A 22,995-nucleotide genomic window follows, 5' to 3' on the forward strand; every position below is an offset into this window, starting at 1 on the left:
TCGAATAGCGAAAACGCTATTCGATCAACGGGCGGTGGGGGAGCCGGGTGGGTGGAGGTTGAGGGCGTGGGCGATGGTGCGGAGGGCGGGGATGACGTCGGTGTCGGCGGGTTGGAGCTGGACGCAGACGTGGTCGGCGCCGGCGTCGAGGTGGGCGCGTAGGGCGGCGGCCAGGGTGGGGGCGTCGCCGTGGGCGACGATGCTGTCGATCAGGTGGTCGCTGCCGCCGTCGGTGAGGTCCTCGGGGGTGAAGCCGGCGCGCAGCATGTTGGTGGTGTAGTTGACCCGCTGCAGGTACATGGCGAGGAAGGCGCGGGCGCTGCGGCGGGCGGTGGCTGGGTCGGGGTCCAGCACGGCGGTCTGTTCGGGGGCGACCAGCGCGGCCGGGCCGAGGGCGGTCCTGGCCTCCCGGGTCTGTGTGGGCACGGTGAGGTACGGGTGGGTGCCGGCGCTGCGTTCGGCGGCCAGGGCGAGCATGCGGGGGCCGAGCGCGGACAGCACCCGGTGCTCGGCGGGCACGCCGCGCGCGTCGAGGACGTCGAGGTAGCGGGCCATGGACTCGACCGGGCGGGTGCGGTCCGGGTTGGCCTCGCGGTGCCCGGACCCGATGCCGAGCAGCAGCCGACCGGGGTGTCTGGCGTGGATGCGGTGGAACGAGTCGGCGAGCTCGGCCGCGTCGGACGACCAGATGTTGACGATGCCGGTGGCGATGACGACCGAGTCGGTGCCGTCGAGCAGGGCCTCGGCGGGGCGCAGGTCGGAGCCGGGGGAGCCGCCGAGCCAGACGGTGCCGTACCCGAGCTCCTCGATGGACCTGGCCATCGGCGGATCGAGCAGCGTGACGCCACGCCACACACCGACGGTGCCGAGTCGTTGGCTCCAGTTCATGTTCATCCCCCGTACGACGCGCCACCCGGACACAACCACCTAGATCCTAGCGTCCTAGGACGGCGTAGGGGGTGTGTGCGGCGGCATTCGAGGGGCTCAAGTTTCCTGACGTGGCGCCGATGTTGAGAAGTGCGAGATTCGCCGGATTCCGGGATGGTGCACAGTGGCGGACACAGGGACGGTCAAGGGCGGCGGCGGCGGCTGGCTGGCCGACCGCAGGATCCGGACCAAGATCCTGTTCGCGCTGACGGCGATGGCGCTGACCGCGGTCGTCACGGGGGCGTTCGCGCTGTCGCGGATGTCGGCGATGGACGGCAAGGTCAGCAAGATGCGCGCCGAGAACGTCCAGGAGCTGGTGCTGCTCAGCAAGATCCGCGGCGCCCAGTCGCTGATCAACCACAACGCGGCGATGCAGCTCGGGTCGGGTGGTGACCCGCAGGTCATCGCGTTGGCGCAGAAGGGCACCGGCGACGCGATCAAGCAGCTCAACGCGGCGCTCGAGGAGTACCTGAAGCTGCCCAAGAGCGCCGCTGCGCAGCGGACCGTCGACGAGTTCACGTCGCTGTGGCAGCAGTTCACCGGGGCGATGGCCGACCTCGCCCAGGGCAAGCCGGCGACGATCGACTTCAACAAGGTCGTGCCCGGCATGGAGGCGGCGGTCGCCGAGCTGGCCGACCACCAGGCCGCCGACGCCGACGCCGCGGTGCAGGACGCCCACTCGCAGTACTCCACCGCCCGGCTGCAGGTCCTGCTCACCCTGATCGTCGGGCTGGTCGTGGCGACCGCGCTGGCCCTGTACGTCGCCGCGTCGATCACCCGCCGGCTCGCCCCTGTGGTGGGGGCCATGGACGCGATGGCGGCCGGGGACCTGTCCACGACCGCGCCGGTCGGCGGCCGGGACGAGATCGGCAACATGGCGGGCGCCGTCAACCGGGCCACCGCCAGCGTCCGGGAGACCGTCGCGGCCCTCGCGCGCAGCGCCGAGCTGGTGGCCCGCAGCTCCAGCCAGCTCGACGCGGTCACCGCCGGGGTGGCCGGCAGCGCGCAGGCGGTGTCCGCGCGGGCCCGGGAGGCCGACCAGACCGCCGCCCAGGTCTCCGGCAACGTGCAGACGGTCGCCGCCGCGTCCGACGAGATGTCGGCGTCGATCCGGGAGATCGCCCGCAACGCCAGCGAGGGGGCCCGGGTCGCCGGGCAGGCCGTCACCGTCGTCACCACCACCAACGACACCGTGTCCAAGCTCGGCCAGTCCTCGGCCGAGATCGGCGACGTGGTCAAGGTGATCACGTCGATCGCGGAGCAGACGAACCTGCTCGCGCTCAACGCGACCATCGAGGCGGCCCGGGCGGGGGAGGCCGGCAAGGGCTTCGCCGTCGTGGCGGGCGAGGTCAAGGAGCTGGCGCAGGAGACCGCCCGCGCCACCGAGGACATCGCCACCCGGGTCCGCACGATCCAGGCCGACACGGACAGCGCGGTCGCCGCGATCGAGCAGATCAGCATGATCATCGGGCAGATCTCGCAGTACCAGACGACGATCGCCTCGGCCGTCGATGAGCAGACCGCGACCACGAGCGAGATGACCCGCAATGTCGGCGAGGCCGCCGGCGGCGCGCAGGCGATCGCCGCCACGATCGCGGAGGTGGCCGCGGCCGCGGAGGAGACGAACCGCAGCGTGGCGGCCGGCCGCGAGGCCAGCGGCGAGCTCGCGGGCCTGTCCGGCGAGCTGCAGCGGCTGGTGTCCCGCTTCAAACACGTGTGACAGCGCGTCCGGATCTCCGGACAGTTGCCGGACATCCGGACGGGCATCGGCCACTTACGATTTTCAGGTGTCCACACCGACCGCGTTGGCGGCCTTCGCTGAACACCTCCGGGGCTGCAGACGCCTGGCGGGGGAGCCGTCGCTGCGCGAGATCGAGCGGCTGACCCGGCAGGCCGGCCGCCCGTATCCGCGGGCGACGATCGACGACAAGCTGCAGGGCCGCACGGTGCCCGACTGGGGCTTCGTGGAGGCGTTCGTCGCCGCCTGCGACCGCAACGCCGGTGGGACCGGGGACGTGGACCTCACGCACTGGCGCCGGGAGCACCTGCGGATGCTCGCCGACCTGGCCGCGCAGCGGGCCGAGCGCCGCAACGCCCCGGTCGAGCCGGAGGCCCCGCTCGAGGTGACGGTCAAGCTGCACGACGTCGGGTTCGTCGTCACCCGCGGGCCGAACGGCCTCGAGGAGGTGCCCGGCAGCGGGCACCGGGTGCGGCTCGTCGTCGAGGCGCCCAGCATGCCCGCCGTCGTCCTGCACGCGCTGCGGCCGGTCGTGCTGTCGCGGCGGGAGACGCCGGCCGGGGACTTCAACCCGCACCTCGGGTCGGTGGACGTCCGGCAGTTCGACGTGTTCCTGGACGAGCCCGCCCCGCGGCTGCTGCCGATCGGCGGCGGCGCGGACTTCCCGTTCAAGGTCGCCCCGGCCGATCCGGAGGTGTTCGACCTGGTCGTACACCTGGACAGCGGCGACGTGGAATGGGCGCTCGACCTGGAGTGGACGTGCGCCGGCCGCAGCGGCGTGCGCCGGGTCGACCTGGCGGGCCACCCGTTCCGCACCATCGCCGACACATCGACAGCGAACGGAGCAGCATGACAGGCATCAGCGGCGGCGGGCGGGCATGGGCCGCGCAGATCCTCGACCGGCCGGTCCGCCGGACGTCGCCGGCCGCGGGCGCGCAGCAGCCGCCGTTCCTGGCGGAGGTGACATCCCGCTCGCACGTGACGTTCGTGCAGAGCCCGGGTTCGGACGTCGGGCCCGTGGCGGTGCACGTCCCGGTCACGGGGCACAACCTGTTCCTGGACGTGACCGCCGAGGGTGGCCCCGTGGTGCTGCGGTCGCTGACGGCCGAGGTGGTCGGCCGTGGGCCGCTGGTGGCCGAGGGCACCAGTTTCGCGACGCCGCGGACGCCGGACCTGGTCCTCGATCCGCGGCTGGCGCCCGTCGCGGAGCGCTCGGTGCAGGCGTACGAGGAGCTGGAGATCCCGCAGCTCGAGGTGCTGCTGCTGGGCGGTGCCGCCGCGCAGGTGCGGCCGGCCCGGGACGCGTACGGGCGGCGGCTGCGGCCGGGCCCGGTGTGGCCGCTGGAGGTGCCGGCGGGCGCGGCCTGCCGGATCGTGCTCGCGGTCGTCACCGACGAGCCGGACCTGCTGCGGTGGCGGCTGCACGCCGTCGCGACGCAGGGCGGCCGGACCTGGCAGCTGGAGTGGGACCTGCGGATCTCCGCCCGTCCGGTGATGCGGAAGTTCGTGCCCGGCGGGAGCGGGCCGATTCCGGTGCCCGTCCACGAGCGGTTCCCGCAGCACTGGCAGCCGCGGTGGCCGGTCGGGCCGGCGCCGTTGCCGCGCGGCGCGGACGAGGCGGTGCGGCTGCCCGCCATCGCGCAGGCGGGGCGTGTGGTCGCCGCGGACGGGGCGCTCGTCATCACCGTCGACGAGTGCGAGGTCCCCGACGACCCGGTCGGGTTTCCGGGGCTGCCCGCCGGCACGAGGTTGTGGGTGTACGGCACGGTGGGGCTGGCCGCGGCGGGCCTGACGGAGGTGACGGCGGCCGTGCTGCCACCCGGCGGCGGCGGGAAGGAGCCGCTGGACAGCGGGCTGATCGAACTGATCATCGGCATGTACTCCGCCGCGGTGCACCAGGGGTGGCGGATGCGGGTCAACGACGTCATCGGGTTCGGCCAGCCGATCGACGTCGGCGGCAGGGAGATCGGCGGGGCGCTGATCACGCACGCCGCAGGCGACGGCGCGTGGTTCCCGGCGGACTGGCCGCCGCTGCTGCTGGTCCCGCTGTTCGACGGCGAGATGGAGGCGGTCGGGCGGCACGGCCGGGGGAGGGTGCTGGCGAACCTCGCCGCCACCGAGTCGTGCTTCCCCTACCCGTGGTGGTTCGACCCGTCCCGGCCGCCGGTCGTCGACCCGGACACGTACGACGGGTCCACCGTCCTCGACGACGTCAGCAACCTCCGCGACGAGAACGTGATGGTGGTGGAGGGCCCGGGCGAGCTGATGATCATCGTGGACCGGGAACGGCACGCGGTCCTCGGCGGGGCCTGGATCCAGATGCCGCCGCGGTTCGCGCTCATCCCGCGGTACACGACGATGACGGGCCGGGCGCGGGTGTGGTGGCCGGACCAGTCGGCGCCGAGCGAGGTGGTCGCCGCTCGGCCGCGGTCGCAGAACCAGGCCGGGGTGCACTTCCTGCTGTTCATCCAGGGCGGCTCGGCGGTGACGGTCGACCCGATGGAGGACGGGTTCGTCGTCGGACTGCCGGTGGACGACTGGTATGCGATGGGCACCCACCTGCGGGCCGGGCGGCCGATCGAGTGGCGGACGGGCGACGGCACCCGGCTCAGTGTCGGCTATTCGGGCGGATAAGCGCCCGGATGCGAGGCCAGCAAGCCGTTTGCAAGAACGGCGGGGTTAGCTGGGGCACGTGAAAGAAACACTACGGCTGGTGCGGCGGGTGCCGGCCGGGCGGCGCGCCGTGACCCGGCTCGCGCTCGGCGTGTCCGTCGTCGACGAGTTCCTGTTCGACGGTCTGGAGTGGTGGGAGCTGATCGACCCGGCCGACGGGGACGAGCAGCCCGCCGCGGCCCTGGCTGCCGTCCGGCCGGGTGAGTCCATCGTCCGACTGGTCGGTCTCGTCGCGCCGGGCGGACGCTCCGACCTCGCCGTTCAGGTGCTGATCTCGTTGGTGGACGCCCTGCGGGCCGGTCCAGCCCGTAGGCTCGTCGCGGCGCCTCTGGCGCACGGCGAGGAGCTCCTGGAGGCCGCAGGCTTCGGACCGTACGACGACGGATCGTTCGCCGTGGAGCTGTAGCCAGCGTCCGCGGCCGAGGTGGAGCTCCGGGAGATACCTATCCTGCAGATTAGGATCCTGGGCCCGCTCGAGGTCGTCGGGGAGAGCGGTCCGGTCGACACCGGCACCCCGAAGCAGCGCGCCGTCCTGGCGATGCTGACGATGCAGCCCGGCCGGACCGTGTCCGTGCAGCGGCTCATCGACGAGCTGTGGTCCGACGAGCCGCCGGAGCGGGCGATCGCCTCCCTGCAGGCGTACGTGTCCCGCCTCCGCCGCGCCCTCGAACCGGGGCGTACCGCCCGGGACCGCTCGACGGTGCTGGTCAGCCGCGCGCCCGGGTACCAGCTGATGGTGCCGGCGGACGCGGTGGATGCCGCCCGGTTCGCGGCCGCGGTCGAGCAGGCCCGCACCGGCTCCGACCCGGCCGTGGCGCTGCAGGTGCTCACCGACGCGCTGCACCTGTGGCGCGCGGATCCGCTGCCCGAGCTCGGCGACTCCCCGCTGGCCCGCGCCGAGCGGGGCCGCCTGCAGGAGCTGCGCCTGATCGCCGTCGAGGAGCGGTCGGAGGCGCTGCTGCGGCTCGGACGTGCCGCTGAAGTCGCCTACCTGAGCGAGAGCGCCCTGGCCGAGGCCCCGTATCGGGAGCGGCTGTGGGGTCAGCTGATGCTCGCGCTGTACCGGTCTGGCCGGCAGGCCGAGGCGCTCGCCGCCTACGGCCGGGCCCGAGCCGGCCTGGTGGACGAGCTCGGCATCGAACCGGGTCCGGCCCTGCAGCAGCTCGAGCAGGACATCCTCCGGCAGGCCCCACACCTTGCCGAGCCGGCGCCGGCCGCCCCGACGTCCGGCGCCCCGGCGGCCACCCGGCCAGGTCCGGCGGGGCCGGTCAGCGCCCCGCCCGCGGGCGACATGTCCGACACATCGTCGGAAAGCGGCGCGGTCGAGCAGAGCGACAGCGATGTGGCAGGGCCCGCCGGCGAGGGGCGCGACGCCGACGACGGCGGGCTGGTCGGGCGGGACGCCGAGCTGCGGACCGTGCAGGAGCTCCTCGCCAGCACGGCCGCCGGCCGGGGGCGGTTGCTGCTCGTCTCCGGCAGCCCGGGCATCGGCAAGTCCGCGCTGCTGCGGGAGCTCGCCGCCCGCGCCACCGGGCTCGTCGGCACCGGGACCGGCGTCGACGGGGAGGCGCCGCCGGTGTTCCTGCCGTGGGCGCAGATCCTGCGGGCCGTCGCCGCCGCACCCGGCGCCGCCGACGCCCTCGCCACCGCGTTCGCGCCGTACGGGAACCTGCCCGCCGTCCTGGACCCGACGCTGAGCGAGGCGCTGCCGCTGCCCGCCGCCGAGCGGATCGCCGACCCGGAGCTGGCCAGGTCCCGGCTGTACCAGGGGATCGTCGACGGCCTGTGCCGGCTCGCCACGCACCGGCCGCTGGTCCTCGTCGTCGACGACGCGCACTGGCTGGACGCGCCGTCGACGGTGCTGCTGACCATGTTCGCCAAGGCCGTCCGGCGCAGCGCGGTGCTGCTCGCCGTCGGCTACCGGGAGGCCGAGCTCGCCCCGGAGGCGCCGCTCGCGGGCGCGCTGGGGGAGCTGCTCGCCGACCCGTCCGCGGTGCGGCTGCCGCTGCAGGGGCTCGGCGCCGACGGGGTGTCCGCGCTCGCCCGGGACGTGACCGGCGCCGACGTGCCCGCCGAGACCGTCGAGATGCTGCTGGACCGCACCGGCGGCAACCCGTTCTTCGTGGTGGAGCTGCTGCGGGTCCTCGTCGCCGAGCACACCCTCGCGCCGGAGCACGTCCCGGTGCGGGTGCAGGAGGTCGTCCGCCGCCGCCTCGCCAAGCTGCCTGTGCAGGTGAACGCGGTCATCGCCGTCGCGTCGGTGCTCGGCCGGGACGTGTCGGTGCCGGTGCTGCGCGAGGTCGTGCAGATCGACGAGCTGGCACTGTTCGACACGCTCGACACCGCGGTCGTCAGCGGGGTCCTGACCGCGACCGACGACCCGGGGCTGCTGCGCTTCTCCCACGACCTGGTCCGCCAGACCGCGTACCTCGACCAGGGGCCGCTGCGCCGGGCCAGGCTGCACGCCCGGGCCGCCCAGGCGCTGCGCGACACGGGCCTCGCCACCGTCGCCGAGCTGGCCGCGCACCTGCGGGCCGCGCTGCCGGTGCTGTCACCGTTCGACGTGGTGCCCGCGCTGGTCGAGGCGGCCGGCGAGGCGTACGACCTGACCGCCCACGAGCAGGCGTCGGCGCTGCTGGTGGAGGCGATCGGGGTGCTGCACCGCGCCCCGGCCGGCGAGCGGCGCGACGTCGCGGAGCTCGACCTGCGGATCCGGCTCGCGTACATGCACCAGGCGACCGACGGCTACCTGGCGCCGTTCGTGGCGGCACAGTACGCGGCGATGGAGCCGCTGCTGGTGCGGCTGCGCGGCCGGCCGGTGCTGGACATCCTGCCGGCGCTGTGGGGGTACGCGTCGTTCCACACCGCCGCCGGCGACGTCGCGCGGGGCGTCGCGATGGCCCGCTCGGCGAGCGAGCAGGGCAGCACCGACCCGTGGGCGACGATCGTCGCGGAGGTCCACGAGGGCGCGGCGGCGCTGTCGGTGCTGGACCTGCCGCGCGCCCGCGGGTGCTTCGAGACGGCGCTGGAGGCGCTGCCCGGCGGGGACCTGCCGGTGTTCCCGATCGTCAACTGGGACCCGGTCGTCGGTGCGCAGGCACCCGCGGCGATCGTGTGCGGGATGCTCGGCGACCACGAGGCCGCGGAGCGGCACCTGCGGTCCGCCCGGGAGCGTGCCGCCCGGGTCGGTGAGCCGTTCCTCGACATGTACATCAGCCACTACGCCGCGGCGGTCGCCGCCGACCGGTTCGACGGGCCGGCGACGATCACGGCGGCCCGCGCCACGCTGCGCCTCGCGGAGCGCGGCGGCCACCTGGAGTACCAGGCGCTCGCGGCGATGGTGCTCGGCTGGGCCGAGGTCCGCACCGGCGACCTGACCGGGGTGGACCGGATGGCGAAGGCGCGCGCCGCCCTCGGCGAGGGGATCCGCCGCTTCGGCCGGCTGGAGGCGCTCTACGCCGACGCGCTGCTCACCCTCGGCCGGGACACCGAGGCCGCCGAGGTCGCCGGCGCCGCGCTGGAGCGGGGCCTGCCGGGCCAGGGCGGTCTCGCGGAGCCGGACCTGCGCCGCATCCACGCCCTGGCGAAGGGCGACGCGGCCGAGGCCGAGGAGGCGCTGCGGCTGGCCCGCAAGCTGCACTACGCGGGCGCCGCCACCCGCGTCGAGGCCGCCCTCGAACGCCTGCCGTCATAGGGGGACGCCGCCGGACGGGGCGGGCTCGGCGGCCTCGACGCCGACGTGCCGGCGCAGCGGGACGGCGACGACCTGCGGGTCGGGCCGCGGGTGGCGCCTGATGATGTACGCGGCCAGCTGGTCGAACCGCTCCGCCTGGACGGTGAGCAGCAGCCGCCACTCCTCGGCCTCCACGAGGGTGCCGTCGCGCCAGCCCATGGACAGCACGGGGCCCTCGACCCGAGCCGCGACGGCGAGCCGCGTGTGGATGACCGAACGTGCCACGTACGCCGCGTCCTGCTGGCTCGGGAACCCCGTCGACACCTCGAGAAAGTCCATCACGGGGAGGCAGCGTAACGGGTCCGGGCGCGCCGCACGACGGCGATCCGGACGGTGTGCGAAAGCGCGATGGACGGTGTCAGGGACGGGCGGCGGCCGGGAGCGGGGCCTCGACAGTGGCCGCGTCGGTCCCGGCGACGGCCGCGGTGGAGGGCCGGCGGCGCAGGAGGCGCAGGGCGGGCAGCTCGACGCCGTGGTGGACGGCCATGGCGCCGAGAAGGCTGCTGGCGAACACCGACACGGTGATCAGGGCGGCGACGAGCGGGCCGGCGCGGTGCGGCAGCAGGCCGAGGCGGTCGTAGGTGAGGTACGTCAGGTAGTGCACCAGGTAGAACGCGAACGACACCTCGCCGAGGTACCGCAGCGACGGGCGGGTCCAGACGGTGCGGACACCGGCGAGGTCGGCGCGGGCGGCCGCGGCGACGACGAGGGTCACGGGCACGAGCGTGAGGGCGTGCTGGTTGAGCGGGTACGGGGCCTTCAGCGCGAGGACTGCGCCGGCCCCGACCAGCACGAACGACGAGCGCAGGCCCGGGCCGCGCCACGCGCCGGACCGCACGAGCAGCGCGACGGCGATCCCGAGGGTGAACTCGGCCATCCGGACCGGCGGGAACACGTAGCCGAGCCAGAGCGCGAACGGGCGGCTGGCGTACGTGAGGGCGGCGCCGATCCCGAGGATCGCGGCGACCTGGAGGGCGGCGACCGTCCACAGACCTCCGGGTCCGAGCCGGCGCAGCAGCCGGTACAGGAGCGGAAAACACAGGTAGAAGAACGCCTCGCACGACAGCGACCAGCTCACCGGGTTGAGCGCCCGGAAGACCGACGCGTGCGGCAACCAGGTCTGGGTGAGCGTCAGGTGGGTGGCCAGCTGCAGCGGTGAGGCGCCGCCGACGACGACCAGGGCGAGGAGGGTGGTCACCAGCGTCGCCGGGTAGATCTTGGTGAACCGCCGCCAGTAGAACGGGCCGGGCCTGGCGGACCACGTCAGGACGAAGCCGGACAGCACGAAGAAGAACGAGACGCCCATCGCGCCGCCGTTGACCAGCAGCGCCCACAGCACGGCCCGGACCGGTCGCGGGGCGACCAGGTCCGAGTCGTAGAAGAGCTCCAGGGTGTGCTGGCCGAACACCACGAGCGCCGCCGCCCAGCGCAGACCGGTGAGGGCCGGCAGGCGGCTGTCGCGGTTCACGGTGAATGTCTAGCCACTCTTCCCGGCCGGCGCACGCCGAGCCGGGAAGAATTCACCCCGATGTGACCAGTGGTCACCTCACATGACCGCCATGTCACCGCCGGTCCTGCTCACGGTCACGGCCACGGCCACGGCCGGAAGGCAGGCGCGTCGTCATCATCGTCATCAGGCTGAGCGCGATGATGACGAGGCCGATGACGATGTTGTTGGCGATGGAGCCGCCGGACGGGTGGGCGCCCTGGATGACCCACGGGGCGACGAACGTCCACACGCCGAGCACCACCGGCACCCAGGTGAGGCCGTGGGTGCGCCCGTACGCCGCGGCGAAGCCGATGGCGAGGAAGCTGACGGCCACACCGCAGATGAAGTTGTTGACCGCGAGGTCACCCTCGAACGGCGCGAAGCCGACGATCCAGGGCGACAGGGTGAGGTAGATCCCGGCGAGCAGCAGCCCACCGTCGGTGATGTGCGCGGTCGGCGTCTCCGCCGCGCGGTCGTAGTGGGCCCGCAGCTCGAGGATGTCCGGGTGCTGTTCGAGGTCCGCGATCGGACGGGTCATGACGGTCCCCTTTCGTTGTCGACATCGGGGTTGTCTAACCCGTACCGCTGAGAACTAACACGAAATGGGTGGGCACGGCGGCGGCGCTGCAGACGCCGGCCGCCGCACCCCGGTTCGCGATGGGAGCCGCGAAAAGGGTTGGCATCACCTCCGGTGGATCGATAGCCGTCGCGACCATAGGCGAAATCAGGACGCTTGTCCCGGGAGCGCTCCCATGCCAGAATCAGCGCCACCTCGCGTCTGGGAGCCGACGGGGCACACGCAGCGACTGGCTTATGTACCAACGCCGCCGCACTGTCGCGTGCCCGTATTCCGCCCAGAAACTTTCACGAGGAGCCCCCACACATGACCACCCGGACCCAACGCTGGATGCGTGTGGCGTCCGTCGGCCTCCTGGCCGCCGGCACGCTGTTCGTCATGCCGGCAGGACCCGCACACGCCGCCGCCGGCTGTACGGTCGTCTACTCGGTACGCAGCCAATGGCCGACGGGCTTCACCGGCGATCTGCTGGTGACGAACCTCGGCGACCCCCTGACGAGCTGGAACGTGACCTGGACGTTCGCCGGCAACCAGCAGCTGCAGCAGAGCTGGAACGGCGACTACACCCAGACCGGCAACCAGGCGACGATCCGCAACGCCCCGTGGAACGGCAGCCTGCCCACCAACGGCACCGTCAACCCGGGCTTCAACGCCGGGTACAGCGGCACCAACGTCAACCCGACGAGCTTCGCGCTCAACGGCGTGACCTGCACCGGCCCGAACCAGGCGCCGACGGTCGCCATCACCTCGCCGGCCGCCAACACCCGGTACACGGCGCCGGCGACGATCCCGATCGCCGTCACCGCCAGCGACCCGGATGCCGGTGACTCGATCGCGAAGGTCGAGTTCTACCACGACGGCCTGCTGCTCGGTCAGGACACGACCGCCCCGTACACGTACAGCTGGGCCAGCGTGCCGAGCCAGACCGGGGCGTACAGCCTGCAGGCGAAGGCCTATGACAGCAAGGGCGCGGTGACCACGTCCACGGCGGTGCCGGTGTTCGTCGACCCGTTCGTCGGGCCGTCGATCGTGGCCACGCCGTCGCCGCTGACCGTGCCCGAGGGCGGCTCGACGCCGCTGTCGGTCAAGCTGAACCAGGCACCCACCTCCAACGTGACGGTCGCGGTCGCCCGTACCGGCGACACCGACATCACCGTGTCACCGACCTCGCTGACGTTCACGGCCGCGAACTGGAACGTCGCGCAGGTCGTCACCGTCTCCGCCGCCCAGGACGCGGACACCACCAACGGTGCCGCGACGATCAACCTGACCGCTACGGGTTGGGCGTCGGCGTCGGTACCGGCGAACGAGAGCGATGACGACGTCGCCGGCGGCGTGTACGTCCAGCGGTTCCTCGAGCAGTACCAGAAGCTGCACAGCTCCGGGTACTTCTCGCCGGAGGGCGTGCCCTACCACTCGATCGAGACGCTCGTCGTCGAGGCGCCGGACTGGGGCCACGAGACCACGTCCGAGGCGTTCAGCTTCTGGCTGTGGCTGGAGGCGCAGTACGGCCGGGTGAAGCAGGACTGGGCCCCGTTCAACAAGGCCTGGGACACGATGGAGAAGTACATCATCCCCACCCACGCCAACCAGCCGACCGGCGGCTACAACCCGAACGACCCCGCCGACTACGCGCCCGAGGCCGGGCAGCCCAGCCTGTACCCGCAGCAGGGCGGCCACCTCGACTCGTCGGTGAAGGTCGGTGTCGACCCGCTGTACACGGAGCTGACCTCGACCTACGGCAACACCGACGTGTACGGCATGCACTGGCTCGAGGACGTCGACAACGTCTACGGCTTCAGCTCGTGCACCCCGCAGCCGGGCTCCACGGTGTCGTACATCAACACCTACCAGCGCGGCCCGCAGGAGTCGGTGTGGGAGACCGTCGCCCACCCGTCCTGTGAGGACTTCCGCTTCGGCGCGAAGGCCAACGGCGGCTTCCTGCCGCTGTTCATCGACGGCTCGCCGGCCAAGCAGTGGCGCTACACCAACGCCCCCGACGCCGACGCGCGCGCCATCCAGGCCGCGTACTGGGCGCAGCAGTGGGCCTCGGCCCAGGGCAAGGCCGCGGACGTCGCCACCGTCGTGGGCAAGGCCGCCAAGATGGGCGACTACCTGCGGTACGCGATGTACGACAAGTACTTCAAGAAGCCCGGCTGCACGTCGACGGGCTGCGCCGCCGGCACCGGCAAGGACTCCGCCGCGTACCTGCTGAACTGGTACTACGCGTGGGGCGGCGACGCGGGCGGCCAGTGGTCGTGGCGCATCGGCTCCAGCCACAACCACCAGGGCTACCAGAACCCCCTGGCGGCGTACGTGCTGTCCAACGTCACCGGGTTCGCGCCGCGCTCGCCTTCGGCGAAGGGCGACTGGCAGACCAGCCTCGGCCGGCAGCTGGAGTTCTACCAGTGGCTGCAGTCCTCCGAGGGTGCGTTCGCCGGTGGTGCCACCAACAGCTGGGGCGGCAACTACTCGGTGCCGCCGGCCGGCACGCCGACGTTCTACGGCATGTTCTACGACGAGAAGCCGGTCTACCACGACCCGCCGTCCAACCAGTGGTTCGGCTTCCAGGCGTGGTCGGTGGAGCGGGTCGCGGAGTACTACTACGCGACCGGTGACGCCAAGGCCAAGACGATGCTCGACAAGTGGGTGGCCTGGGCGATCGCGAACACGACGTTCACCGCGAACGGCGACTTCAAGATCCCCGACACGCTCCAGTGGACCGGCGCGCCGGCGACCTGGAACCCGGCCAGCCCGGCCGCGAACACCAACCTGCACGTCAGCGTGGTCAGCACCGGCACCGACGTGGGCATCGCGGCAGCGTACGCCCGCCTGCTGACCTACTACGGCGCGAAGGCCAACAACACCGCGGCGAAGACCACGGCGAAGAAGCTCCTGGACGGCATCTGGCTGCACACCGACAGCAAGGGCGTCGGCATCCCGGAGACCCGCACCGACTACAACCGCTTCGACGACATCTGGTCCTCGTCCAACCAGCAGGGCCTGTACATCCCGTCCGGGTACAGCGGCGTCATGCCCAACGGTGACGTCATCGCCCCCGGGAAGTCCTTCCTGGACACCCGCTCCTTCTACAAGAACGACCCGAACTGGCCGGCCGTGCAGGCCTACCTGAACGGGACCGGCCCCGCGCCGACGTTCACCTTCCACCGCTTCTGGGCCCAGTCCGACATCGCGATGGCGATGGCCGACTACGGCCTGCTGATCGGCGGCTGACGCACCACCCTCGCACCGGCGGCCACCGTCTCTCTTGAGGCGGTGGTCGCTGGTGTACCGGCGGCCACCGTGCGACTGTTCGCGCGGTGGCGCCTCACCGCAGTGCACAGAGGGCCACCGTGCGACTGTTCGCGCGGTGGCGCCTCACCGCAGTGCACAGAGGGCCACCGTGCGACTGTTCGCGCGGTGGCCGCTGCTTGTTCTCACGGCCAGGTCCCAGCTCGCGGCCAGGTGGTCACCAGGTGCGCGTGCCAGGCTGCTCCGGTGACCGTGGATCCTGCGTCGCACTGGTTGGGCCCCGCGTGGGACGTGCCGGAGAACGTCCTGATCGCCTACGCCACCACCGGCGAACGGCACCGGATGCCCCTGGAGGAGTGGGCGACCCACGGGCCCGGACCCCGGCACGGCACCCGTCCCCGCGTCGCGTACGACCGGCGCACCGGTGACGAACTGCCGCTGACCGTGGTGCCGCTGCCGTACCGCAACGACCTCGAGTCGCGGTCCCTGATCGCCGCCGGCCGGATGCCGCCGCCGTGGCCGCACGCGTGGCGCACCGAGGACTGGGGCGAGCCGCCGTGCGAGCTGGCCGGCCCCCGGCCGCTGCGCCCGCACGGCACCGTCCGCCGGCTCGCGGTCGCGGGCCGCTGGTCCGAGCTCGCGTCGACCGCCTGGCCGGTCGAGGCCGCCCCGTCGCTGTGTGACGTCCTCGACTCGGACCTCGACGTGCCCGTCCGCGGCGCACTGGTCGACCGCCTCGCCCGCCTCGACTTCGCCCCCGCCGCCGGCGTGATCCAGCGCCAACTGGGCCGCTTCGTGTACGTCGAACCCGACCTCACCGCCGCCCGTCGCTGCCTGCACGCCCTGAGCACCATGACCGGCACCGCCTTCGCCACCCTGCTCACCCACGCCTGGTTCAACGGTTGGCCGGCGCCGGTCCCGCAGTGGGCCGCCGAGGAGGCCGAGGCCGCCAACGGCTACGCGCTCGGCCAGGTCGACGCCGGCGGGCGCTGGGTGTCCGCCTGGGACATCCCCGGCTGGGACTTCGGCGCGGGACGGCCCGGATCCGCTGGTACGTTGGGGCGTGTCTCAGGTTGACGGGCGGCCCGCGACGGTCGAGGACGTGCACGCGCTGGCGGCCGGGATGCCGCACGTCACGGTCGTCCACGGCTCCGGCGACAACCCCGTCTACCAGGTCGGCGGCAAGTCCTTCGTCTTCTTCCGCAACCCGCGCCCCGACGCGGTCGACCCCGTCACCGGCGAGCGGTTCCCCGACGTGATCGTCTTCTGGGTCGAGTCCGACGCGGACAAGCAGGCCCTGATCCAGGACGCGTCGACGCCGTTCTTCACCACCGCCCACTTCAACGGCCACCCATCGGTGCTGCTGCGGGCCTGCCGGATCGGCGATCTGACCTACGCAGAGCTCGCCGAGGTCGTCCAGGACGCGTGGCTGTCCCGCGCCTCGGCCCGCCGGGCGGCCGCCTGGCTCGCCGCTCGCTAACCTTGGCACCGTGGCCTGGATGCTGATCGAGGACAGCTTCCCGTCTCCGTATGGCGGCGTCGCCGTCACCGGCCGACCTCACGACGGCGACCTCACCCGCGGCGACCGGCTCTGGCTGACCGACGGCACCACCCGGCACCCGGTCACGATCGCCCGCGTCCTGCACATCTGCGGCCGCCGCCCGCGAGACGTCGCCCCCGCCGGTCTCAACGCCGCGATCGAACTCACCGGAGTCCCGCCCTGCCTGACCGTCACCGGCCTGCGGTTGCTCGGCGGCACGGCATGAACCCCGCCGCGGCTGGATCCACGCGCCGCTCGTCCCGTTCATCGTCGCGGCCTGCCACGAACCCCGCCTCCGCGCCCTGACCCCCGTCCTCGTCAGCCACATGCGGATGTTCAGCTTCCACCACCCGTCCTCGTCGCGGCGCGCGTACCCGTGCGTCACGGCGCTCGGCGTCGGTCATGATCGGCGAGGCGGCGATGTCGAAACGGTCGGGCCGGTACGATCCGGCTGTGGGTGAGGAGCTCCTGGACGACTTCATCAGAGCCAACCGAGAGCGGGACCTCGGCGTGTACGGGGTGCATGTGCACCGGGAGGGCGACGAGGACGTCGAGCGGCGGGTGCGGTCCGACGACCGGGTCAACCTGTATTCGGTGTCGAAGACGTTCACGTCCGTCGCGCTCGGCATCGCGGAGGCCGAAGGGCGGCTCAGCCTCGACGACCGGCTTCTCGACCACTTCCCGGAGCTGCGGCCCATCGCGGCCGACGGGGTCGAGGACGTCACGCTGCGGCACCTCGCCACGATGGCGAGCGGCACGAGCCACGAATGGTTCGCCGACATGCGGGTCGACGCGCTCGACCTGCTGCACGAGATCGTGGCCGCGCCGCTGGACGCCGTGCCGGGGACCCGGTTCGCGTACACCGACTCCGGGCCGTACGCGATCGGGCGGGTCATCGCGCGGGCCACCGGCGCCGACGTGCGGGACTTCCTGATGCCGCGGCTGTTCGCGCCGCTGGACCTGCACAACCCGGCCTGGCACACGTGCCCGGAGGGGTTCCCGTTCGCGGCGAGCGACCTGTTCCTGCGCACCGGCGAACTCGCCCGCTTCGCGCGGCTGCTGCTGCGGGAAGGCAAGTGGAACGGCCGGCAGCTCGTCCCGGCGGACTACGTGCGGCGGATGACGCAGGAGTTCGCGGACACGAGCAGCATCATCGAGAGCGAGCGGTTCAACCACGGCTACGGGCTCGGCGTCTGGATCGACCGGGACGGCATGTACCGGATGGACGGCCGCTACGGCCAGTACGCCGTCATCTGCCCGGCCCGCCGCGCCGCCGTCACCGTCACCGCCCACTCCGAGCGCGAGGTCGACCTGCTCGAGGCCATCCACGAGCTCATCCTCGACCGCCTGGGCTGAGCGGCACGGCTGCGGCGCTAACCGCGGGCCTTCACGGCCGCGACCAGGTCGTCGAGGCGGCCGCGGACGGCGGCGCCGGTGACGTGGTCGAAGTAGTCGCGGGAGCTGACGATCTCGCCGTCGCGGACCCGGAGCACGAAGATGCCGGGCTGCGTGAACGGTTTGCCGTCGGCGGTGCCCTGGTACTCGAACTCGGCGATCACGACCTCGGGGTCGGTGGTCTCGTGGATGGTGATGTTGGTGGCGCGGCGGTCGAGCGCCGGTCCGGTGCCGGTCGGCGTGAAGTGCGCGCGCAGCTCGTCCCGGGAGCGCAGCGCCGGACCGCGCAGCGGGTCGAACGGGTGCACGACGTGCGTCTGCTCGGCGTACAGGTCCGGCAGCTCCTCCCACCGCCCCTCGGCCACGCCGGTGACGAGCGCCAGGAACACCTCGCGGGGACTACGATGCGGAGTCATGACTCCGATTATACGGAGTCGCGACTCCGGAACAAGGGAGCGATGCGAATGCCCGGCCGTCCACCACGCGCCGACGCGCAGGCCAACCGGCAGCGCATCCTCGACGCCGCCGAGCACGTCTTCGGTACCGGCGGCAAGGCGGCCTCGACCGAGGAGGTGGCGCGGCTCGCGGGCGTCGGCATCGCCACCGTCTTCCGGCACTTCCCGACCAAGACGGCGCTGGTGGAGTCGGTCCTGGTACGCCGCTTCGACCGGCTCCGCGCGCACGCCGACGCGCTGCTGGACGCCGACGACCCCGGCGCCGCGTTCTTCGGTTTCTTCGGCCACCTCGTCGCCGACGCCGCCACGAAGATCGCCATCGGCGAGGCGCTGCACGACCTGACCGGCGGCGGCGACACAGAGGGCGACACAGAGGCGGTCCAGGCCTCCCTCGGCCTGCGCAGGTCGTTCGGCGCCCTGCTGGAGCGCGCCCAGCGGGCCGGCGCCGTCCGCGACGACGCCGAGCTGCCCGAGGTGTACGCGCTGCTGGTCGCCGCCTCCCGCGCCGCCTCCCAGGCCGGCCTCGACGACGACGTCCGCGCCCGCATGCTCGCCATCGTCTTCGACGGCCTTACCCGCCGATGAGCAGAGCTGACGCCGCCCAGCGATGAGCGGCTGTCAGGAGACCGCCCGGTCGAAGGGCGCGTCGCGGGGGAGGAGACGGTCGCGCGGGCCGGCCGCGCGCAGCACCACGTCGAGCACCCGGTCCGGATCGGCGGCGTAGCACGCGCTGAACCAGCCCATGTTCGCCTCCACCACCGCCCACCGCTCCTCGCCCCGGTCGGCGTCGCTCGCCAGCCCGACGTCCACGACCACCGCGCTCGGCAGCCCGCCCGCGCACGCGCCGAGCAGTCCGCCCGCGAACTCGAGCACCGCGTCCCGGTCCCGGCAACCGTCCAGCGGCGCCGGGTCGAGGCGCCCGTGTGTGGCGTACCGGCTGCCCGCGTGCACGACCCCGTCGAGCACGAACAGCCGGTACTCCACCAGGAACGACACGATCCCGCTCACCAGCACCGGCGTGTCCGCCGCCAGCGCCGGCAGCCGCGACCCGTCGGCGTAGACCGTCGCCGGCAGGTCCTTGTCCCGGGGCTGCTTCACGAACACCGGCGTCCGCGTCCACCGCGCGTCCCCGACGGTGCTCATGACGATGTCGCGGCAGGTGTACCGGTAGGGCAAGGTCACCAGCCAGTCGTCGGCCGGATCCAGCAGCGCCAGGTCCAGCGCCGCCGCCACCTCACCGGCGAACACCGGCCCGCCGTATACGTGCCCGGCTCCGCGCAGCTCGTGCGGCCCTTGCGCCACCGGCAGCCCCCGCCGCCGGGCCGCGGCGGCCAGCAGCCGGGCGGTCGCGTCGAGCCTGGGCGGCAGCACGAGGAAGTCGGTCACGCCCGGGATTCTGCCGCAGCACCCGCACCGGCCACAGTGGATTTCAGACGGTCACGACGACGTTGCCGACCTTGTGGCCGCTGTCGACGCGGAGGCGTTGCTGGGCAAGGAGGTCGCGGAGCTCGGCGAGCGCGGCGTGCTTGCGGACCGACATGCCGGTGCGGACGCGGGGACCGCCGGTGACCGCGGTGCGCAGGGCGTGGACGTTGTTCACCATGCCGGTGGTGGGCAGGTAGCAGCCGCGCGGGGCGAGGACCGGGCGGCAGGCGGCGAACGAGCTGCGGCTGACGGTGTCGAAGACGACGTCGTACCGTTCGCCGCTGGTGGTGAAGTCCGAGACGGTGTAGTCGTGCACGCGGGTGGCGCCGAGGGACTCGACGAGCTTCGCGTTGCGGCCGCTGCACACGGCGTGGACCTCGGCGCCGGCGCGGGCGGCGATCTGGACGGCGTAGGTGCCGATGCTGCCCGACCCGCCGATGACGAGGACCCGCTGCCCGGCGCGGACGCCGGCCATGGTGTGCAGGAAGTGCCAGGCGGTCGTGAAGCCGTCGACGGCCGCGGCGGCCTCGGTGTAGCCGACCCCGTCGGGGATCATGGTGAACGACGCCTTCTCCGCCAGGCATTTGTACTCGGCGTTCGCGCCGACGGAGAAGCCCGTGAACCCGAAGACCCGGTCCCCGACCCTGGTGCGGCTGACCGCCGGCCCGACGGCGGCGACCTCGCCGGCGAACTCCAGGCCGAGCACGGGGACTCCCTTGCGGGGGCGCCGGAGCCCGAGGATGACCCGCCCCCAGCGTGGCTCGCCGCGGCGCATCCCGCACTCGGCGGTGGTGACCGTCGTGGCGTGCACGCGGACCAGCACCTGGTCGCGCCTCGGCTCAGGCGCCGGCAGCGACACCTGGGTGAGGACCTCGGGTGGACCGTACGCGTTGAACATGACCGCTCGCATGCGCGACATCATGCGGAGAGGAACCTGTCAGCACGCTGAGTGCCGAGGTCAGTCCTCCCAGACGTCGACGCGCGGCAGCCCCCGCGCGTCGCGGGCCGCGTCGACCATCCGCTGGATGAGCGCGGTCTTGGCCCGCGTGTATGCGTCGCCGTCGTGCCCGGCTCCGGCCAGCCGCCGCTTCAGCGCGCCGTACTCGTCGCGGTCCGCCGCATAGCGCAGCAGGTGGTCGCGCAGGAGCCGCTCGTTGCGCGTGTCCCAGGTGTCCGCGGTCACCACGTGCAGGTGGTAGGCGACCGGCGAACCGTCCCGCCGGTAGAACAGCCGGCCCCGCATGCCGGTCTCCAGCCGGCGGTACCCCAGCGACCCGAGCACCTCGTCGGCCTCGACCACGGCGTCGAGAGCGACGGTGGCCGCCATCAGGTCGATGACCGGCTTCGCCGCCAGCCCCGGCACGGCGGTGCTGCCCACGTGCTCGACGGCGCCGAACAGCCCGGGCAGCGCCGCGGTCAGCTCCTCGACCGCACGCCGGGCCGCGGCCGCCCAGGCCGGGTCATGGTCATGGATCTCGATCAGCACACCGGGACCCTACCGGGCATACTGCTGGGATGCGTGAGACCTACGCCCACACCGCGGTGCTCGACCTGACCGGCGACGAGCGCGCCCCCGGCGGCGCGATCACCGTCGCGCTGTGCGGCGCCTACGACCACGAGCCGCCGTGCCCGCTCGCCGCCCACCAGACCGCGGCGGTCCGCGACGGCGACGAGCTGCGGCTGCGGGTGCTGTTCGCCGCCGAGCCAGCCGACGAGGCCCGCGTCCGCGCCGGCATCGACGGGGCGCTGGCCGCCGGCGAGCTGACCGGACCCGACGGCGTCGTCACCCACTGGCGGCTGCTGCGCAGCGGCCCGGCCGGGATCGCCGCCGCCGACGCCGCCCACGCCGAACGGCTGCGGTCGTCGTAGACACCGCCGCGCTGGTCGCCGCCGCGTTCGACGCCGGCCGCCCGGCCGCGCCGCTCGTCCGCGTCGACGGGGGCGTCTCCCACGCGGTGTACCGGCTGCGGACGGCGACCGGCAGCTATGCCGCGAAACGCCTCAACGTCGTCGACGAGCCGTGGTGGTGGGACGAGTACCACGCCGCCGCCCGGATCGAGCGGGCGGCTCGCGTGAGCCGGCCCGAGCGGCTGCCACCCCTGGTCGCGGCGATCGAGGCCGAGGGCACCACAGGGCACTGGCAGCTGCACCGCTGGTGCGACGGGCACAACCCGGCGGACCCCAGCGACGACCTCGCCGACTGGACCGGCGCGACCCTCGCCGTCCTGCACCGTGAACCCGCCACCGACGGGCCGCTGCCGCCCGCGCTGTACCCGGTCGACGCCTGGCACGAGTGGCTCGACGGCCACGACACGAACTTCACCCGGCAGGTCCGCGAGCACCTGCCGACCGTCGCGGCGGCCCTGGCGCACCTCGCCCGGCCCGGCCCGGCGCTGACACCGGTCGCCTCGCACCGCGACATCAAACCCGACAACGTCCTGCTCACCGCGGCCGGGCCGGCGCTGCTCGACTGGGACGGCGCCGGCCCCGACCTCGCCGAGCACGAGCTGCTGCGCTCGGCCCTCGCGATGGGCTTCGAGGAGCGGCGGGCCTTCAGCCGTACCGTGGCCGCCTACCACCGCGCGGGCGGCCGCCCGATCCCGCCGGACCCCGCACTCTTCCACGGCATCGTGGAGGCGCAGCTGCGCACCGCCGAGTGGCTGCTGTGGCGGGCCCTCGGCCACCGCGGCGACGGCCCTGCCGACCGGGCCCGGTCCGCGTCCGAGTGCCTCGCCCGGCTCCGCGGCACCGCGAAGAGCCTCCGCCGCATCCCGGAGTGGGTGAGCTGGCTCGCCGGCCGCTGAGGCGGGATTGCCCGGCGGTGCTATCCAGGTGTGCATGGGGATGAGCCCTGAGGCGCGGCGGCGGCTGGACGAGCGGTTCGGCCAGCAGGTCGAGCGCCGGCGGCAGGACCACGCCGCCAACTGGGAGCACGCGGTGCGGGTCGGCCAGGGGCTCGGCCTCGGCGACCCGCTGGGCCTCTACCACACCGAGGTCACCCCGCCGCTCGGCGCGCGGCGGGTGCTGTGGCTGGTGGCACCGGCCGTCGCGTACGTGGCCGGCGTCGTCCTGCTCGTGCTGTGGAACCCGGACCGGGCGCTGCCGTTCATCGGCGTCTTGCCGTTCCTCGTGGGCCCGTACGTCGTGGTGTGCGTCCTGATCACGCGGCGCCGCCGGTTCACCCGATGGCTGTACGCCTACGGCGGCGGCTTCGCCGAGGTCGACCCCGACGGGCCGCCGCGGCCGGTCCGGTGGGACGAGATCACCGACGCGGTCGACGCGTGGCGCCACGACGGCGGGGAGTCGAACAGCAGCTGGGCCTACGACGGGTTCGTGCTGACCATCGCCGGCGGCCGGACCGTGCCCGTCACCGCGAAGTACGAGAACGCGCTCGACCCGTACGCCCCGATCGGCGGCATGATCGCCGCGCTGATGCCGGCCGAGGTCGGCGCCGCCATCCCCAGGTTCCCCACGATCGCCGGCCTGATCGTCGACCGGGCCGTCACCCCGGTCGTGACCCGCCAGGCCGGCGCCGTGCGCGGCGGCGCCGTGCTCACCCGCGGCGGCGTCCGGGTGACCCGCGACGGCATCGCCGGCCCGAAGGACACCACGGCCACGCCCTGGGCGGCGATCGACCGGATCGAGCTACGGCCCGGCCGCGTGAAGGTGCGCCCGGTCGCCGGCAAGGCCCGCACGTACACCGACCATCGCGACGGCTCCGGCTACGCGGTGCTCTGCCGGCTCCTCCTGGCTCTCGGTGTGACCGCCTCCTACGAGGCCAGGGGCTGACG

At 73.4% G+C, this 22,995-nt stretch carries 22 protein-coding genes; 14 read left to right on the forward strand and 8 right to left on the reverse strand.

Annotated features, from left to right (window positions below; translation table 11 throughout):
- Positions 1-24 precede the first annotated feature (24 nt).
- Positions 25-894, reverse strand: a complete 870-nt coding sequence (locus tag ABZ321_RS09205; RefSeq protein WP_354890452.1) for an LLM class F420-dependent oxidoreductase — start codon at positions 892-894, stop codon at positions 25-27.
- 157 nt (positions 895-1,051) lie between these two features.
- Between ABZ321_RS09205 and ABZ321_RS09210 the strand changes: the two genes are divergently transcribed.
- From ABZ321_RS09210 to ABZ321_RS09230, 5 genes are all read left to right on the forward strand, one after another.
- A complete protein-coding gene (locus tag ABZ321_RS09210) occupies positions 1,052-2,647 on the forward strand; it encodes a methyl-accepting chemotaxis protein (protein WP_354890454.1) in 1,596 nt (531 codons plus the stop codon).
- A 67-nt stretch (positions 2,648-2,714) separates the two neighbouring features.
- The gene (locus tag ABZ321_RS09215; protein ID WP_354890456.1) at positions 2,715-3,518 is read left to right on the forward strand and encodes a hypothetical protein; all 804 of its coding nucleotides are present in this window, start codon (positions 2,715-2,717) and stop codon (positions 3,516-3,518) included.
- A complete protein-coding gene (locus ABZ321_RS09220; RefSeq protein WP_354890458.1) occupies positions 3,515-5,299 on the forward strand; it encodes a hypothetical protein in 1,785 nt (594 codons plus the stop codon). The genes ABZ321_RS09215 and ABZ321_RS09220 overlap by 4 nt, the downstream gene beginning before the upstream one ends.
- A gap of 58 nt (positions 5,300-5,357) precedes the next feature.
- On the forward strand, positions 5,358-5,744 hold the full coding sequence (locus ABZ321_RS09225) for a hypothetical protein (protein WP_344507711.1): 387 nt from the start codon (positions 5,358-5,360) through the stop codon (positions 5,742-5,744).
- Between the two features lie 18 nt (positions 5,745-5,762).
- Positions 5,763-9,032 carry a BTAD domain-containing putative transcriptional regulator gene (locus ABZ321_RS09230; protein WP_354890460.1) on the forward strand — a complete coding sequence of 1,090 codons (3,270 nt, stop codon included), beginning with the start codon at positions 5,763-5,765 and terminating at the stop codon, positions 9,030-9,032.
- Here the strand turns inward: ABZ321_RS09230 and cutA are convergent.
- From cutA to ABZ321_RS09245, 3 genes are all read right to left on the reverse strand, one after another.
- On the reverse strand, positions 9,027-9,350 hold the full coding sequence (cutA, locus tag ABZ321_RS09235) for a divalent cation tolerance protein CutA (RefSeq protein WP_344507723.1): 324 nt from the start codon (positions 9,348-9,350) through the stop codon (positions 9,027-9,029). The two genes, ABZ321_RS09230 and cutA, sit on opposite strands and share 6 nt — an antisense overlap.
- Before the next feature lie 79 nt (positions 9,351-9,429).
- Positions 9,430-10,539: an acyltransferase gene (locus ABZ321_RS09240; protein WP_354890462.1), complete on the reverse strand. Its 1,110-nt coding sequence runs from the start codon at positions 10,537-10,539 to the stop codon at positions 9,430-9,432.
- 94 nt (positions 10,540-10,633) lie between these two features.
- Positions 10,634-11,098 (reverse strand): SPW repeat protein, encoded by a 465-nt coding sequence (locus ABZ321_RS09245; RefSeq protein WP_344507717.1) that lies wholly within the window; start codon positions 11,096-11,098, stop codon positions 10,634-10,636.
- 369 nt (positions 11,099-11,467) lie between these two features.
- On the opposite strand from ABZ321_RS09245, the gene ABZ321_RS09250 reads away from it, so the two are divergent.
- The 5 genes from ABZ321_RS09250 to ABZ321_RS09270 all read left to right on the forward strand — a co-directional run bounded on the left by ABZ321_RS09250 (position 11,468) and on the right by ABZ321_RS09270 (position 17,285).
- On the forward strand, positions 11,468-14,371 hold the full coding sequence (locus tag ABZ321_RS09250; RefSeq protein ID WP_354890792.1) for a glycoside hydrolase family 48 protein: 2,904 nt from the start codon (positions 11,468-11,470) through the stop codon (positions 14,369-14,371).
- 264 nt (positions 14,372-14,635) lie between these two features.
- Complete coding sequence (locus ABZ321_RS09255) at positions 14,636-15,466, forward strand: hypothetical protein (protein ID WP_354890464.1); 831 nt, start codon at positions 14,636-14,638, stop codon at positions 15,464-15,466.
- Positions 15,453-15,869 carry an MmcQ/YjbR family DNA-binding protein gene (locus ABZ321_RS09260; protein ID WP_344514690.1) on the forward strand — a complete coding sequence of 139 codons (417 nt, stop codon included), beginning with the start codon at positions 15,453-15,455 and terminating at the stop codon, positions 15,867-15,869. The genes ABZ321_RS09255 and ABZ321_RS09260 overlap by 14 nt, the downstream gene beginning before the upstream one ends.
- Positions 15,870-15,888: 19 nt before the next feature.
- Complete coding sequence (locus ABZ321_RS09265) at positions 15,889-16,155, forward strand: hypothetical protein (protein WP_354890467.1); 267 nt, start codon at positions 15,889-15,891, stop codon at positions 16,153-16,155.
- A 227-nt stretch (positions 16,156-16,382) separates the two neighbouring features.
- On the forward strand, positions 16,383-17,285 hold the full coding sequence (locus ABZ321_RS09270; RefSeq protein WP_354890469.1) for a serine hydrolase domain-containing protein: 903 nt from the start codon (positions 16,383-16,385) through the stop codon (positions 17,283-17,285).
- Positions 17,286-17,302: 17 nt separating this feature from the next.
- On the opposite strand, the gene ABZ321_RS09275 is transcribed toward ABZ321_RS09270, so the two are convergent.
- Positions 17,303-17,740, reverse strand: a complete 438-nt coding sequence (locus ABZ321_RS09275) for a nuclear transport factor 2 family protein (protein WP_344514697.1) — start codon at positions 17,738-17,740, stop codon at positions 17,303-17,305.
- 48 nt (positions 17,741-17,788) lie between these two features.
- On the opposite strand from ABZ321_RS09275, the gene ABZ321_RS09280 reads away from it, so the two are divergent.
- Positions 17,789-18,364 (forward strand): TetR/AcrR family transcriptional regulator, encoded by a 576-nt coding sequence (locus ABZ321_RS09280; protein ID WP_354890471.1) that lies wholly within the window; start codon positions 17,789-17,791, stop codon positions 18,362-18,364.
- Positions 18,365-18,397: 33 nt separating this feature from the next.
- Here ABZ321_RS09280 and ABZ321_RS09285 read toward each other — a convergent pair whose 3' ends face one another.
- The 3 genes from ABZ321_RS09285 to ABZ321_RS09295 are packed head-to-tail and all read right to left on the reverse strand — an operon-like array spanning position 18,398 to position 20,690.
- Positions 18,398-19,165 carry an ATP-grasp domain-containing protein gene (locus tag ABZ321_RS09285; RefSeq protein ID WP_354890473.1) on the reverse strand — a complete coding sequence of 256 codons (768 nt, stop codon included), beginning with the start codon at positions 19,163-19,165 and terminating at the stop codon, positions 18,398-18,400.
- 43 nt (positions 19,166-19,208) lie between these two features.
- Complete coding sequence (locus ABZ321_RS09290; protein ID WP_354890475.1) at positions 19,209-20,114, reverse strand: NAD(P)-dependent alcohol dehydrogenase; 906 nt, start codon at positions 20,112-20,114, stop codon at positions 19,209-19,211.
- Positions 20,115-20,162: 48 nt separating this feature from the next.
- The gene (locus ABZ321_RS09295; RefSeq protein WP_354890477.1) at positions 20,163-20,690 is read right to left on the reverse strand and encodes a GrpB family protein; all 528 of its coding nucleotides are present in this window, start codon (positions 20,688-20,690) and stop codon (positions 20,163-20,165) included.
- A gap of 29 nt (positions 20,691-20,719) precedes the next feature.
- Between ABZ321_RS09295 and ABZ321_RS09300 the strand changes: the two genes are divergently transcribed.
- The 3 genes from ABZ321_RS09300 to ABZ321_RS09310 all read left to right on the forward strand — a co-directional run bounded on the left by ABZ321_RS09300 (position 20,720) and on the right by ABZ321_RS09310 (position 22,993).
- Positions 20,720-21,073 (forward strand): hypothetical protein, encoded by a 354-nt coding sequence (locus ABZ321_RS09300; RefSeq protein WP_354890479.1) that lies wholly within the window; start codon positions 20,720-20,722, stop codon positions 21,071-21,073.
- Between the two features lie 86 nt (positions 21,074-21,159).
- Entirely contained in the window at positions 21,160-22,008 is an 849-nt protein-coding gene (locus tag ABZ321_RS09305) for a phosphotransferase (RefSeq protein WP_354890481.1), read from the forward strand.
- A 34-nt stretch (positions 22,009-22,042) separates the two neighbouring features.
- Positions 22,043-22,993, forward strand: a complete 951-nt coding sequence (locus ABZ321_RS09310; RefSeq protein ID WP_354890483.1) for a hypothetical protein — start codon at positions 22,043-22,045, stop codon at positions 22,991-22,993.
- Positions 22,994-22,995: the final 2 nt, after the last annotated feature.

The sequence above is a fragment of the Dactylosporangium sp. NPDC006015 genome, assembly GCF_040614215.1.
Classification (GTDB): domain Bacteria; phylum Actinomycetota; class Actinomycetes; order Mycobacteriales; family Micromonosporaceae; genus Dactylosporangium; species Dactylosporangium maewongense.